At 40.8% G+C, this 15,126-nt stretch carries 14 protein-coding genes and 1 tRNA gene; 10 read left to right on the top strand and 5 right to left on the bottom strand.

The features are described 5' to 3' along the window. The first annotated feature begins 78 nt into the window (after positions 1-78). Together H8S37_RS07265 and H8S37_RS07260 are read left to right on the top strand one after the other, a co-directional pair. Positions 79-1,812 (top strand): ABC transporter ATP-binding protein, encoded by a 1,734-nt coding sequence (locus H8S37_RS07265; RefSeq protein WP_186875328.1) that lies wholly within the window; start codon positions 79-81, stop codon positions 1,810-1,812. Beyond that, positions 1,802-3,574, top strand: a complete 1,773-nt coding sequence (locus H8S37_RS07260) for an ABC transporter ATP-binding protein (RefSeq protein WP_186875327.1) — start codon at positions 1,802-1,804, stop codon at positions 3,572-3,574. The genes H8S37_RS07265 and H8S37_RS07260 overlap by 11 nt, the downstream gene beginning before the upstream one ends. Positions 3,575-3,624: 50 nt before the next feature. Here H8S37_RS07260 and H8S37_RS07255 read toward each other — a convergent pair whose 3' ends face one another. Further along, entirely contained in the window at positions 3,625-4,032 is a 408-nt protein-coding gene (locus tag H8S37_RS07255; protein WP_186875326.1) for a DUF3783 domain-containing protein, read from the bottom strand. A 244-nt stretch (positions 4,033-4,276) separates the two neighbouring features. Here H8S37_RS07255 and H8S37_RS07250 point away from each other — a divergent pair, with 244 nt between their 5' ends. Both H8S37_RS07250 and H8S37_RS07245 read left to right on the top strand, forming a co-directional pair. Beyond that, positions 4,277-5,050, top strand: coding sequence for an ABC transporter ATP-binding protein (locus tag H8S37_RS07250; RefSeq protein WP_186875325.1), 774 nt, complete (start codon positions 4,277-4,279; stop codon positions 5,048-5,050). Then, on the top strand, positions 5,051-6,310 hold the full coding sequence (locus tag H8S37_RS07245) for an ABC transporter permease (protein ID WP_186875324.1): 1,260 nt from the start codon (positions 5,051-5,053) through the stop codon (positions 6,308-6,310). Positions 6,311-6,568: 258 nt separating this feature from the next. Here H8S37_RS07245 and H8S37_RS07240 read toward each other — a convergent pair whose 3' ends face one another. Together H8S37_RS07240 and H8S37_RS07235 are read right to left on the bottom strand one after the other, a co-directional pair. Then, complete coding sequence (locus H8S37_RS07240) at positions 6,569-7,333, bottom strand: N-acetylmuramoyl-L-alanine amidase (protein ID WP_186875323.1); 765 nt, start codon at positions 7,331-7,333, stop codon at positions 6,569-6,571. 72 nt (positions 7,334-7,405) lie between these two features. Further along, on the bottom strand, positions 7,406-8,716 hold the full coding sequence (locus tag H8S37_RS07235) for an HlyC/CorC family transporter (protein WP_186875322.1): 1,311 nt from the start codon (positions 8,714-8,716) through the stop codon (positions 7,406-7,408). Between the two features lie 166 nt (positions 8,717-8,882). Between H8S37_RS07235 and murB the strand changes: the two genes are divergently transcribed. The 5 genes from murB (at position 8,883) to H8S37_RS07210 (ending at position 12,965) form a co-directional block, all read left to right on the top strand. Next, on the top strand, positions 8,883-9,788 hold the full coding sequence (gene murB, locus H8S37_RS07230; protein WP_186875321.1) for a UDP-N-acetylmuramate dehydrogenase: 906 nt from the start codon (positions 8,883-8,885) through the stop codon (positions 9,786-9,788). Between the two features lie 2 nt (positions 9,789-9,790). Next, positions 9,791-10,669: an RNase adapter RapZ gene (rapZ, locus tag H8S37_RS07225; protein ID WP_186875320.1), complete on the top strand. Its 879-nt coding sequence runs from the start codon at positions 9,791-9,793 to the stop codon at positions 10,667-10,669. 50 nt (positions 10,670-10,719) lie between these two features. Continuing rightward, complete coding sequence (gene whiA / locus H8S37_RS07220) at positions 10,720-11,679, top strand: DNA-binding protein WhiA (RefSeq protein ID WP_186875319.1); 960 nt, start codon at positions 10,720-10,722, stop codon at positions 11,677-11,679. Further along, positions 11,676-11,936 (top strand): HPr family phosphocarrier protein, encoded by a 261-nt coding sequence (locus H8S37_RS07215; protein WP_186875318.1) that lies wholly within the window; start codon positions 11,676-11,678, stop codon positions 11,934-11,936. The genes whiA and H8S37_RS07215 overlap by 4 nt, the downstream gene beginning before the upstream one ends. A gap of 87 nt (positions 11,937-12,023) precedes the next feature. Continuing rightward, positions 12,024-12,965 carry a diacylglycerol/lipid kinase family protein gene (locus tag H8S37_RS07210; protein ID WP_186875317.1) on the top strand — a complete coding sequence of 314 codons (942 nt, stop codon included), beginning with the start codon at positions 12,024-12,026 and terminating at the stop codon, positions 12,963-12,965. A 328-nt stretch (positions 12,966-13,293) separates the two neighbouring features. Here H8S37_RS07210 and H8S37_RS07205 read toward each other — a convergent pair. Then, positions 13,294-13,365 (bottom strand) — tRNA-Glu (locus H8S37_RS07205). Positions 13,366-13,566: 201 nt separating this feature from the next. Further along, entirely contained in the window at positions 13,567-13,941 is a 375-nt protein-coding gene (locus H8S37_RS07200; RefSeq protein WP_186875316.1) for a PH domain-containing protein, read from the bottom strand. Positions 13,942-14,167: 226 nt separating this feature from the next. Here H8S37_RS07200 and fba point away from each other — a divergent pair, with 226 nt between their 5' ends. Beyond that, entirely contained in the window at positions 14,168-15,031 is an 864-nt protein-coding gene (fba, locus tag H8S37_RS07195; protein WP_186875315.1) for a class II fructose-1,6-bisphosphate aldolase, read from the top strand. The last annotated feature ends 95 nt before the right edge of the window (positions 15,032-15,126 follow it).

The following is a 15,126-nucleotide window of genomic DNA, read 5'->3' as shown; positions in this document are numbered from 1 at the left end:
TGAGGTTTATGATAAGATAAGTGGGAAGATTAGCGTCGCCCCTTATACACCGACGCTGGGAAAAGACAGGAGAAAGAGATGAAATCACTGCTGATATATTTAAAAGACTATAAAAAAGAAACAGTGCTTGCGCCGCTGTTTAAGCTTCTGGAGGCTTCGTTTGAGCTGATTGTACCTCTTGTCATGGCAGCAGTCATTGACGTAGGAATTGAAAACAGGGACAGGCCGTATATTCTAAAAATGTGCCTTATCTTAATCGCGCTTGGAGGGATTGGCCTTATCTGCTCGATCACAGCACAGTACTTTGCCGCAAAAGCGGCCACAGGGTTTGCGGCAAAGCTGCGTCACGAACTGTTTTGGCATATACAGAAATTTACGTTTACACAGATGGATACTATTGGAAGCGCAACGCTGATTACAAGAATGACAAGTGATATAAACCAGGTGCAGGCAGGCGTAAATTTGGTGCTTCGTCTGTTCTTACGCTCTCCGTTTATCGTGTTTGGCGCAATGGTGATGGCATTTGTTGTGGATGTGAAGGCTGCTTTTGTTTTTGTGGTTGTAATTCCGCTGCTTTCTATTGTTGTATTCGGAATTATGCTCATTACTATGCCTCTATATAAAAAGGTGCAGGCGAACCTGGACAGAGTGCTTCTTGTGACGCGGGAGAATCTGACCGGAGCGAGAGTGCTTCGTGCCTTTAATAAGGAAGAAAGCGAAAAAAAACGGTTTTTATCTGGAAATCAGATTTTGACAGATGCACAAAAATATGTCGGACGTATAGCAGGACTGATGAATCCTCTTACTTATATCATTGTAAATGCAGGAACTATCCTGCTGCTTTATACAGGCGCAGTCCGAGTGGATAAGGGAATACTGACACAGGGTGAAGTAGTCGCACTTGTCAACTATATGTCGCAGATTCTAGTAGAGCTTGTAAAGCTGGCGAATCTGATTATTACAGTGACAAAGGCGATTGCCTGTGGAAACCGCATTGAGAAAATACTGGAGGAAAAACCAGACAGAAAAGACGGGAAGTGGAAATGGGAGGAAAACGAGGAGACCCCTTTCATAGAATTTAAGCATGTTTCTCTTGTTTATGACGGAAATGGCGCAGAATCTTTAGAAGACATTACATTTACAGCAAAAAAAGGGGATATCATAGGGATTATCGGAGGAACTGGATCTGGAAAGTCTTCTTTGGTGAATCTGATTCCGCGGTTCTATGATGCCACAAAAGGAGAAGTGCGCATTAACGGTAAAGATGTCAAAGAATATGAGACCGAAAGCTTACGTGCGCGGATCGGAGTTGTCCCGCAGAAGGCGGCACTCTTTAAAGGGACGATTGCAGAAAATATCAGATGGGGAAAGGCGGACGCCACCGAGGAAGAGATTGCAGAAGCGCTTGAAACGGCGCAGGCAGCGGAATTTGTAGAAAAAAAAGAAGGAAAGCTTTCTTATAACATTGAGCAGAATGGAAGGAATTTGTCTGGAGGACAGAGACAAAGACTGACGATTGCAAGAGCGCTTGTCAGAAAACCGGAAATTCTCATTCTGGATGACAGTGCTTCTGCGTTGGACTTTGCCACAGACGCGGCGCTTCGAAAAGCGCTCCGCGCAAGAAAAGAAAAAATGACGGTGTTTATTGTGTCTCAAAGGGCAGCGTCGGTACAGGATGCGGATCAGATTATTGTGCTGGATGACGGGGAAATAGTGGGAAAAGGAACGCATAAGGAACTGCTTCTTAACTGTCCGGCATATCAGGAGATCTATTATTCGCAGTTTCCAAAGGAGGCGGAAAATGGAAGATAAGAAAAAAGTAAAACAAACAGAGATATTGAAAAAAGTGTTCCGCCGTCTTGGAAAATACCGAATTTTTCTAGTGTTTTCTATATTGCTAGCTTCTCTGTCTGTCGCTTTAACTTTATATGTGCCGAAATTAATCGGACATGCGGTGGATTATATTATAGGTGCAGGCGCGGTAAATTTTGCCGGTGTATATAAGGTGATGATTTCCATTGGAGTATGTACATTGGTTACGGCTTTTGCGCAATGGATTATGAATATATGCAATAATAAGATGACGTATCAGATTGTGAGGGATATTCGCAATGAGGCATTTCAAAAAATTGAAATCCTTCCTCTAAAATATATAGACACCCATCCACATGGAGAACTGGTAAGCCGTGTGATCGCAGACGTAGATCAGTTCGCCGACGGGCTTTTGATGGGATTTACACAACTTTTTACAGGGGCGGCTACAATCTTGGGGACGTTCTGCTTTATGTTGTCAGTGAATGTAAAGATTACTTTTGTGGTTGTATTGATTACGCCGGTGTCATTTTTTGTGGCAAACTTTATCGCAAAGCATACCTTTGCAATGTTTAAGCTGCAGTCAGAGACACGCGGCGAACAGACAGGGCTGATTGATGAGATGATAGGGAATCAGAAAGTAGTGCAGACATTTGGCAGAAAAGAAGAAGTGACAGAACGTTTTGACGAAATCAACAAGCGCTTGCAGAAATATTCTCTTCGGGCAACATTCTTTTCGTCCATTACGAATCCTGCCACGCGGTTTGTAAACAGTCTGGTATATACGGGTGTCGGGATTACAGGGGCATTTTCAGTATTAGGGGGCGGCTTAAGCGTTGGACAGCTGACCAGCTTTTTAAGCTATGCAAACCAGTATACAAAACCGTTCAATGAAATTTCCGGTGTAGTGACAGAATTGCAGAATGCAGTTGCCTGTGCACAGAGAATTTTTGAACTGATTGAAGAAGAGCCAGAAATTCCGGATGGGGAAAGTGCAGTATGCTTAAAAAATATAAAAGGGAAGGTTCAGGCGGAGCATGTGTATTTTTCCTATCTTCCCGAACAAAAGCTGATAGAGGATTTTAATCTGGAAGTTGTTCCCGGACAGAAGATAGCAGTCGTTGGCCCGACAGGATGCGGCAAAACGACATTAATCAATCTGCTGATGCGATTTTACGACATAGATAGCGGAAGCATACGTGTGGAGGGGCTGGATATTCGACAGGTGACGCGCCAAAGTCTGCGTGCGGGATATGGAATGGTACTGCAGGACACATGGTTGAAAACCGGAACTATCCGGGAAAATATTATGCTGGGAAAACCAGATGCAACAGAAGAAGAGGTGATTGCGGCGGCAAAAGCCTCTCATATACACAGCTTTATCCGACGGCTGCCAAAAGGCTATGAAACATGGATAACAGAAGATGGAAGTGGACTGTCACAGGGGCAAAAACAACTGCTGTGTATTGCGCGGGTTATGCTTTTGCGGCCGCCGATGCTGATTCTGGACGAGGCGACATCTTCGATTGATACAAGAACAGAGATGAAAATTCAGGAGGCATTTGCAAAGCTGATGGAGGGAAGAACCACATTTATTGTGGCACATAGACTTTCCACTATTCGTGAGGCCGATGTGATTTTGGTGATGAAGGATGGGAAAATTGTGGAGCAGGGCAGACATGAAAGTCTGTTGAAGCAAAACGGGTTTTATAAGCACCTGTATGAAAGCCAGTTTGTAAAAAATGAAAGCGCCGGGAATTAATTCCGGCGCTTTCACTGTTTTCCTCTATCTGATTATGGGTATTGTCAGCATTATTTTTCTGCCTGTCCTTTGTTTCCTTTCAGCTGCTTTTGTATCGTTTCGTGTTCTTTACGGATTTCGCTGAAGCATTGCAGCGCGTTCCAATTTTGATTTGTCGGGGTGAGAATGGCCTTATATGGAAATGTTCCGGCTCCAGACCTCCTAAGCGCTGCTAAAGCCTGGTTTAAACGGTTGTCATTAAAGAAGGCAAAGACAAACAGAGTATCCGAAAGCTCGTCCCCTTCGTAGGTTTCTTCAATCCGCGGTAGATCCTTTACGCCTGTAAGTGCTCCTAAGGGCTGGACATAGTCCTCCTTTGCTACGCGGCGCAGCCGGACATGCAGCGGGAAAAGAGCCATCTCTATTTTTAACAGAGTATCTTTGTCAGGTACGTGAAAAAGTAAAATCGTTTCTTTCATTTTTCCCTCCTGGTGAGTTGTTGTAGTGTGAAGCTATATTTTATATATATGAATATGTTTCTATTCCTATTGTAGATGATTTGTAGACAGAATGGAAGAGGAAAAGAAAAGGATTGACAATATAATAAAATATAAATATAATTGTATTAACACAACAATACAATAAAGTATAAAGCATTTTTATTAAAGAAAAAAGTGATAAGGGAATTACAATAAGGATATGTGAGGTAAGGAGGGTAATGAAGTGATTGAGATAAAAAACCTGACGAAAATTTATCGTCTGAATAAAAAGCAGATGAAAGAGTCTAAGACGACCAATCCGATTAAAACGGCTGTAGATGACTTAAGCCTTACGGCAAAGCCAGGAGAAATCTATGGACTGCTTGGTCCCAATGGAGCCGGAAAAACAACAACTCTGCGCTGTATTTCAACAATTATAAAACCTACAAAGGGAGAAATTTGTGTATCTGGCTATGAAGTACAAAAAGAACCAGAGAAAGTCAGAGAAGAAATCGGATTTCTGACAGGAGACATCAAGCTGGATCCACAATTTTCGGTTGACTATCTTTTTGAATTTTTCGGAAGACTTCATAAGGTGCCGGCAGAAAAGATAAAAGCGAGAAAAGAGGAGTTGTTTACATATTTTGGCATGAAAGACTTTGCACAGAAGAAAATCAAGGAATTATCTACCGGTATGGCACAGAAGGCGGCGATTGCGGTCTGCCTGGTTCATGATCCGGATATTATTATTTTCGACGAGCCTACAAACGGATTGGATATTGTTACGGCTAGGAGTGTGACGGATTACCTTAAGAAATTAAGAGATGAAGGGAAATTAATTATTATATCTACACATATTATGTCAGAGGCAGAAAAGCTGTGTGACAGAATAGGAATGATTATTGATGGGCGGAAGGCAGCAGAGGGAAGCCTGGAGGAAATTTTGCATGAGACAGATGCACAGGACTTAGAAGATGCATTCTTTGTATTGTATAAAAATCAGAAGGAGGGAAGATAAATGGAGGGAATCAGACAGATATGTTCAAAAGAACTTGCGCGGGTATTTAAAGATGGGAAAATGCTGATTTCTGTGTTTATCTTTCCGGTTGCGATCATGATTGTTGTGATGAGCTTAGTCAGTAGCTTGTCGAGCCGTGCAGAAAAAGATGTAGAAGCACATAAATCAATTGTGTATGTGGAAAATGCGCCAGAAGGATTTGAAAATTTCCTTTTGTCGGCAGATCAAGAATGCAGCATCTATACAAAAGAGACGATAGCGGATGTACTGGAAACAGAATGGAAGAAAACACCAGATGATACACAGGCAAAAGAGGCGGTGAAAACCGCGATCAAGGAAGGGAAAATCGATCTGATGATTGCATTTCCCAAAGACTTTACCAAACGTGTAAACTCCTATCAGGCGGGAGAAGAAATCCCCCAGATCAAGACATATTATAATCCTTCCGAAGATTATTCGAAAGCAGCCTTTGAAGTAATTTCAAATAGTGTGTTGGAAAGCTATAGACAGAGCCTTCTTGCCCAGAGAGTGGACGATATGGAAGAACTGACAGTATTCACTGTCAATTCAGATAATCCGGATATGATACTTCGGGATAAGGAGAAAGCAGGAGGAAAGGTGCTCGGCATGCTGCTACCATACTTTGTCACGATTCTGCTGTTTGCGGGTGCGATGGGGATTGGAACGGATATGATTGCGGGAGAAAAGGAAAGAGGGACTTTGGCAAGCCTTCTTGTTTCTCCTGTAAAGAGAAGTTCCATTGTACTCGGAAAAGTATTTGCTCTGATGATTATTTCCGGAGCGACATCGGTTGTCTATGTGGCGGCGATGGTTGCTTTTATGCCCCAGATGATGGGAGGGCTTTCCAGTGAAGAATTAGGAATTGATTTGACCTTGAAGCCGGAACAGATTGCTATGCTTGCATTTTTATTGATTGCAATTGCATTTTTGTACTCTGCGATTATTGTTCTTGTCTCCGTATTCGCGAAGACAATCAAAGAGGCAAATTCTTATGTAATGCCGGTATATATGGTGATTTTAATTTTAGGTATCACTACGATGTTTACAACAGGGGCACCGAAAGAATGGTTTTATGTAATTCCAATTTATAATACTTCTCTTACCCTCCAGGGAATACTGACACAAGAAGTGACAATGACGCAGTACGGTATGACCTTAGGTGTGACACTCTTGGCAGGAGGAATACTGATTGCAGCGATTGCAAAGGCATTCGAAAGCGAGAAAGTGATGGCAATATAGATATATAAATTTAAATGACGAAATGGTTCGCGCAAGAGGGAGTGTGTTGCAAAAGTGAGGAATTTCGGCGAAGCCCTGACGAACGATGCAAAGCCTCTCTTTCACACGACCCTTTTGTCAATTTCCGCAGTGCCAGCTCAATTTCGCTATCGGCAGTCGCCGAATGAAAAGAAGCAGACAAACTTCTGTTTACATGCAAGCATGACACAGAGTTTGCCTGCTCTTTTCGCACTGCTTGTAGCTTCGTTAAATTTATATTTAGGTACTTACAATAAGAGTCTGGTATCCTGCGCGTTTTAGCCTGCGTTCCATATCAGCAGCGTCATCTAAGGTTGTATAACTTCCTACAAAGACACGGTAGAGTCCGTCCTCCTGTATTGTAACAGCGGGAAAATCCTGCGATTTTAATTCATTTTCCAGGCGGGCAGCATAATTTTGATTACGAAAGGCCCCTGTTTGTACAGTGTAGCCGGCAGGTAGAATGTTATGCTCTACTTCCAGCGTGTCTAGGATTCCTGCTGCGATTGCCTGTGCAATGTCATCGAAATTGTTGTCAAAAAGAGTATTATCTGTATCAGAATTAAGGAAACCAACTTCTACAAGTACAGCAGGCATTTTCGTTCGTCTAAGTACAACTAGGCCGGGACGTTCTTTTACTCCAAGGTTTACAAAACCGACGGACTCCAACTGCTCATCGATATCTTCGGCCATTTTTAATTTGATGCCGGACTTATCGTAGACAAGGGTTTCTACTCCAGATACAGTATTGTCAGTAGGATAGGAATTGCGATGTATAGAGACAAAAAAGTCTACGTCTGCATTGTTTGCTTCCATTGCTTTTTCATAAGGGGATTCATAAATATCTGTTGTACGTGTGTATTCTACATCAAGTCCATGATTTTGCAGGATTTCTCCTATGGCAAGAGTGAGGCGCAGGGTATCGTCCTTCTCTTGTCTGCCATTATAGACGGCGCCTGGGTCACGTCCACCGTGTCCAGCATCTAACATAATTGAATAAGGCATAAAAAGCCCTCCTGACATCCTTTCTATTAGCATATGCAGGAGGACTTGTACTGTTACTGTATGAAAAACAGGTTAATCTTGTTTTTTTGTATTTTTTTCAGTGAAAGCTTCCTCTGAATTTATTTCCTTTGGGAGATATACATGTACACGTTCGACTCTGTTTTTGTCCAGCTTTTCTACAATAAGGCGGACACCGTCCTGAGTAGTGACTTCATCACCTAATTCCGGAAGGCGATCTAAATGTTCTATAATAAAACCACCCAGGGAATCATAATCTTCTGATTCAAAGTTAAGCTCTAATTCATCATTTAAATCATCTAGACTAACTGAACCTTCGATTACATATTCATAGTCATTTATCTTCTGAATAAGCTCTTCTTCATTTTCATCATATTCATCATGGATTTCTCCTACAATTTCTTCCAGAATATCTTCCAGGGTAATCAGACCAGCAGTTTCGCCATATTCGTCTAAGACAATGGCGATATTAAAGGAAGCATCCCTCATTTCTACGAGTAGTTCAGAGATACTCTTATATTCATAAGTAAAATATGCTTCGCGGAGGATATCGCGTACATGGAAAGAATCAATTTTGTCATTGTCAAATAGAAGCAGATCCTTCATATTGATAGTTCCAATAACATTGTCTGTTGTATCTTCATAGATAGGCAGACGAGTGAATTTATCTTCACGGAATATTTCAATTAATTCTTCATATGAGCTGTTTACATCTGCAAATGTGATCTGTACTCTTGGAACCATAACGTCCTTCGCCTTGGCGTCGCCTAAATCGAATACGTTGTAAATCATTTCTTTTTCTTCAGATTCAATAACACCGTCCTCATGGCTTACATCCACGATTGTACGGAGTTCATCTTCCGTCATGGTAGTATTGCGTGCATTCGGATCTACCCGAAGCAGGAAAAGAATACCATGTGCAAAAAGATTAATAACAAAAATAACCGGGGTCATAATTGTCATAAAAATATGAATAATTGGTATATACAGCAGAGAAACCTTATCAGCATGTATGGTTGCAAAATTTTTCGGCGTTATTTCACCGAAAACAAGGACTGCAAAAGTTAGGATAGCCGTGGCAATACTGACCATATAGCCGCCGAAATCATAAGCGATAGTCGCGGACAGAGAAGAAGCGGAAAGGTTGACAATGTTATTTCCAATTAAAATTGCGCTCAACATTTTAGAGACGTGATTTTCTGTAATATCCAATACGAGCTTTGCACGTTTGTTTCCATTTTCAGAAAGATAACGCATTTTCATTTTATTTACAGTCATCAGAGCAGTCTCCGCGGAAGAAAAAAAAGCAGAAAGTGCAAGAAGAATAATCAATATAATAAATTGTATAGTATCACTCGAGTCCAATACTGTTGTTCACTCCTTTTAGTACGAATAAATATTAAAATAAAATTGTACAGACACTCCTTAAATATACACTATTTCTCAATAATTTGCAAGATAGTCTCGGCTTTACTTTACAGGCAGGTTGTTGTATTATGAAGGGGAAAACACGTAGGAAATGGAGTAAAAAATGGATTTTTATAAAGAATTGTGTAGCGTAGTTGGTGAAAAAAATGTGGCTGTGAATGAACAAATGAGCAGACACACAACGTTTCGGATTGGAGGACCGGCAGATTATTTTGTCACGCCGTCAAAGGAAGAGGAGATTGAGGCAGTTATCCGCGTCTGCAGACAATACAATATACCATTTTATATCATGGGAAATGGGAGCAACCTGTTGGTTGGAGATAAGGGATACCGTGGGGCAGTGATACAGATTTTTAAGAAGATGTATTCGATAGAGGTGAAAGAAAACCAGATTTTCGCCCAGGCGGGAGCTCTTTTGTCTAAGATTGCGGCAAAGGCATTAAAGGCAGGATTGACAGGATTTGAGTTTGCCTCAGGAATTCCGGGGACACTGGGGGGAGCTCTGGTAATGAATGCAGGGGCATACGGTGGAGAGATGAAACAAGTATTAAAAAGTGCCAGAGTTATGGACATTCACGGGAATATATTCACCCTGTCCGCAGAACAGATGGAATTCGGATACCGGACGAGTATTTTGGCAAAAAAAGGATATATTGTTTTAAGTGCGGTAATTGAACTTCAGTCGGGGGATAAAGAAGCAATCAGAGAGCAAATGGAGGAATTAAGAGAACGGCGTGTCACGAAACAGCCTTTGGAGTACGGAAGTGCAGGAAGCACTTTTAAACGTCCGGAAGGATATTTTGCAGGTAAACTGATAGAGGATGCAGGCTTAAGAGGGTTTCGGATTGGGGATGCACAGGTATCAGAAAAACACTGTGGATTTGTAATTAACAGAGGAAATGCAACGGCAGCAGAAGTGACAGAATTGATGGAGCAGGTTATCAGACGGGTGGAAAAAAATTCCGGTGTACATTTGGAGCCGGAAGTAAAGAGGATAGGAGAGTTTTAAAAATGCGTTTTGTGATTGTTACAGGAATGTCCGGCGCGGGAAAATCGACCGCATTAAAAATGTTAGAGGATATGGGATATTTCTGCGTAGACAATCTTCCTATATTGTTAATGACGAAATTTGCAGAAATGCTTTCGTCTCCTGACACAAAGATGAAAAAAACTGCGTTGGGGATTGACATCAGAGGAGGACAGGATTTTTCGGGACTGGAAGAGAGTCTGCGTCAGATAGATAGTATGGGAATTAAATATGAGATCCTTTTTCTGGATGCCAGAGATGATGTTCTTGTAAAACGTTATAAAGAGACAAGACGGCAGCATCCTTTAAGCGGTTCCGGCAGAATTGATAAAGGAATTGCCAGAGAACGTGAAAAAATTGCGTTCTTAAAAATGAAGGCGACGTATATACTGGATACAAGTAAGATGCTTACCCGGGAACTGCGTCTTGAACTGGAAAAAATATTTGTGGAGGGAAAGGACTTTAAAAATCTTTACATTACAATTATGTCTTTTGGATTTAAATACGGAGTGCCGCAGGATGCGGATCTTGTGTTTGATGTGAGATTTTTGCCCAATCCATATTATATAGAAGAACTGAAGGATAAAACTGGAAATGAGCCGGAAGTCCAGGACTATGTAATGGAAAACGATAAAGGGAGAATTTTCCTGATGAAATTGAAGGATATGATGGAGTTTTTGATACCAAACTATATTCTGGAAGGGAAAAATCAACTTGTGGTGGCAATCGGATGTACGGGAGGAAAACACCGCAGTGTAACGCTAGCCAATGCACTGTATCATATACTGGAACCAGAGGAGAGCTATGGCATACGTATTGAGCACAGAGATATAGAGAAGGATGCTATAAGGAAAAAAAAGTAGAAGTCTTATTTATTCAGAAGAAAAAGAGTGTAGAAACAGAGGAGATGGCTATGTCATTTTCTGGGAAAGTAAAAGAAGAAATTGGAAAGAAAATCAGTGCTGCCAGGCACTGTCAGATAGCAGAGATTGCAGCTATATTGGAATTATGTGGTACAATTGTAATAAATCGATTCAATCAATATAGTATTAAAATTCATACGGAAAATTTGGTTGTTGTAAGAAAGGTCTTTACATTAATAGAAAAAACATTTAATATAAAGACTGATATCTCTATCCGAAGAAACGTTAGGAAGCGTAGTGCATCCTATTCCGTTATTGTAAAACATCACGAAGATGCGCTGCGGATTCTTCAGGCTACAAAAATGATAGACGAGTATCACCAGAAAATGGTGGAAGTTCAGCCGGCAAATCCTATTGTGGTAAGACAGACGTGCTGCAGACGTGCATTTATCAGAGGAGCATTTCTGGCGGCAGGCTCTATAAGTGATCCAGAAAAGTCCTATCACCTGGAAATTGTCTGTGCCTCGGAGAAAACGGCGCTTAAGCTTCAGGAATTGATATGTGGGTTTTCTATGGATGCTAAGATAGTCCGAAGAAAGAAGTCTTATATTGTGTACCTGAAGGAAGGAGAGCAGATAGTAGATATCTTGAATATTATGGAGGCACATGTCGCTTTGATGGAACTAGAAAATGTCAGGATACTCAAAGAGATGAGAAACTCTGTAAATCGAAAGGTAAATTGTGAAACTGCCAACATTAACAAAACCGTATCCGCTGCAGTAAAGCAAGTAGAAGATATTACATATCTCAGAGATACAATTGGTTTTGAAAAGTTGTCTGAAGGATTAGAAGAGGTTGCACTTGCCCGCCTATCGTATCCGGATGCAACGCTGAAGGAGTTGGGCGAGCTCCTTTCACCCCCCGTCGGCAAATCAGGGGTAAATCACAGGCTTAGGAAGTTAAGTGAACTGGCAGAGAAGGTAAGGCAAGAACAAGGAGGATTATTATGATTAAAACACCAGTCGTAGTAAGGCACAACAAAGGTCTTGACGGAAGGCCGATTGCATTGTTAGTACAGGAGGCAAGCCAGTACGCGAGCCAGATTCATATCATGGTAAACGGAAAGAAAATCAATGCAAAAAGTATTATGGGGATGATGAGCCTGAGTCTTGCAGAAGGAGAAGAACTTACAGTTGTTACAGAAGGTGATGATGAAAAGAAAGCTGCTGAAGGGATTAAGACTTTTTTTACGAAGGTGAAAGAATAAGCAGTTTATAATACAGGACATGAAAAGGAGGTTGTACTTTTGTACAGCCTCTTTTATAATAAAAAGACAGACGGGAGGAATAAAAAGATGAAAAAGATGCTGTTTATCTATAATCCAAACGCAGGTACAGGGCTTTTAAAGCCTAAATTATCAGATGTCCTGGATATTTTTGTGAAGGGTGGTTATGAGGTGACTGTATATCCAACACAGAGGTACCATGATGCACTGGCCAAAATGGAAAGTTACGAAGAAGAGTATGATCTTGTCGCGTGCAGCGGAGGAGACGGGACTTTAGATGAAGTGGTAACTGGTATGGCATTCAGAGAAAAAAAGGTTCCTATCGGCTATATTCCGACAGGAACAACAAATGATTTTGCTAACAGTCTTCATATCTCACGAAATATACTGGAAGCAGCAAGTACAGTAGTTAATGGAGCCCCTTTTGCTTGTGATGTAGGAATGTTCAATGATGATTATTTCATTTATATTGCGGCATTCGGATTATTTACAGATGTTTCATATGAGACAAAGCAGAGTATGAAAAATGTATTGGGACATTTGGCATATGTGCTGGAGGGGGCGAAGCGGCTGTTTAACATTCCGTCGTATCATATAAAAGTCACATATGAAGACGGAATAGTAGAAGATGAATTTATATTTGGAATGGTAACAAATTCTCGTTCTGTCGGAGGATTTAAAGGAATTATCGGACGTGATATTGTGTTTGATGACGGAGAATTTGAAGTAACACTGATTAAGATGCCGAAAAATCCGATAGAATTGAATGAGATTGTTGCATCTCTGCTTATTAAACAGATTGATTCGAAACATATGTATTCCTTTAAATCAGGCAATGTGCGGTTTGAGTCTCTAGAAGAAATTCCATGGACATTGGATGGGGAATTTGGCGGCGAACATGATAAAGTCGTCATAAAAAATAAAAAGCAGGGACTTCAGATTATGGTACAGGAAAAAATGATTCCTGGTTTGTCTGCTAGGCCCAAAATAGAAGAAGATAGGGATATTTAAAGTATATATGCAAAATGAAATCCCTTATAAGCTTTTATATTATAATCGGGACGGTTAAATGGAGTATGAATAAGAGGAATGATTATGTTAGACTAACAAGATTTATATCTGGAAAATAAAATAGATATGGTTAAATAAAATATTGATGAATTAAACCAGTATTATAGAATAACGAAGTTGGAGAATGAAAATACTACCTTGCTGTTGCGGATGATTACAGACTTAAAACGTGAGGCTGAAATACTAAAACAAAAAATTGCGTAGAAAACAGGGCGTTTTCGGCAAAAAAATATCCGCAGAATTACTTCTGCGGACACCTTTTTATCAGTGACTCCAAGGGGAATCGAACCCCTGATTCCAGCGTGAGAGGCTAGCGTCTTAACCGCTTGACCATGGAGCCTAATTCAATTTTTCTGTGTGTGAAAGTATCTTTCTCTCACAAGCGAATTTTATTATACTACAAGCTTTTTGATTATGCAAGAACTTTTTTATATTTTAAAGAGTTCGTACAAGCTAAACTATGTGAAGCAGCATATAATGTCACTATTAAACTGCCGCTCTGTTGCCGGAACAAGCCGGATACAAACGGCAGTTTAAATTTTTAGAGGATATATCTGCTGATTGTCTGTCCTATTTGAATAATGTTGCTGGAACCTGTGAATTCAAATTTGACTTTGCCAAGACTGCTGAAATATAATTCTAGTTCACTATCTAAGTCGAACACACCGGCTGTTTCTACAGAATAGGCTACGACCTTTGAGTAAGGAAGAGAAGAAAAATCTTTTTTCTTTCCAGTTACACCCTGCACGTTGACAGCAATCAGACGTTTATTTGTAAAAATGCAGTAATCACGAATTGCCTTGTAAGCTCCGATAATTTGTTCCTGCTCAATCAGAAGGGGCTGTACATCCTTTAGGACAGATGATGGATCTATCTGTTTGAGTTTGACATAATCGCTGTTTTTGAAATCAATCATTTTAGTTCCTCCTTTAGGGTATAATAAATATGTAAAATACAACATAATTATATCATAAAAAAATAAAAAAGAAACTGGTATGCTGTGGGCATTCTGCTAGACAGACTTTTTATGCAGTTGTGATTTATGGATTGTTTTTTAGGGTATGATAGGATATAATGAAATAAGGTTTAAAACTAGTTTCTGTTCTTTGAGAGAGCAGAGGCAGAATTGGAGGAAGAGAAATATGTTAGTATCAGCAACAGAAATGCTTCAAAAAGCAAAAGCAGGACATTACGCAGTAGGTCAGTTTAACATCAATAACCTGGAATGGACAAAGGCAATTCTTTTGACTGCGCAGGAGTGTAATTCACCGGTTATTCTTGGCGTATCAGAGGGTGCAGGAAAATATATGACAGGATATAAGACTGTGGTAGGCATGGTAAACGGAATGCTCGAAGAGCTTGGCATTACAGTGCCGGTAGCGCTTCACTTGGATCATGGCAGTTATGAAGGCTGTATGAAGTGTGTGGAGGCAGGATTCTCTTCCATTATGTTTGACGGCTCTCATTATCCGATTGAGGAAAATGTAGAAAAGACAAAAGAGCTTGTTAAGATTGCGCATGAACACAATATGTCTATTGAGGCAGAAGTCGGCTCTATTGGAGGAGAAGAGGACGGCGTAATTGGAAGAGGAGAGTGTGCGGATCCACAGGAGTGCAAAATGGTTGCAGAGCTTGGAATTGATTTCCTGGCGGCAGGAATCGGCAATATTCATGGTAAATATCCAGATAATTGGGAGGGATTGAGCTTCGAAACTTTGGATGCAATTCAGAAGCTGACAGGAGATATGCCATTGGTGCTTCATGGCGGTACAGGCATCCCAGAAGATATGATTAAAAAGGCAATTGAACTTGGTGTAGCTAAGATCAATGTAAATACAGAGTGCCAGCTTTCCTTTGCAGCTGCGACGAGGAAATATGTGGAAGCAGGAAAGGATTTGGAAGGCAAAGGATTTGATCCTAGAAAATTACTGAAACCAGGCACAGACGCAATCATGGAGACAGTAAAAGAGAAAATGGAATTATTCGGCTCAGTAGGAAAAGCCTGATTATACAGTAATTGTAGCAGTTCAGCCTGCGCCGTCTGTAAAACCGCACTGCGTGCTTATCGTGGCTGCCGCCACTGGTTTACTCATTGATGGGC

Origin of the sequence: Mediterraneibacter hominis, from assembly GCF_014287475.1 — a bacterium.
Classification (GTDB): Bacteria; Bacillota; Clostridia; order Lachnospirales; family Lachnospiraceae; genus Mediterraneibacter; species Mediterraneibacter hominis.
Note: the sequence above shows the minus strand (reverse complement) of the source record. Positions and strands in the feature narration are given on the sequence as shown.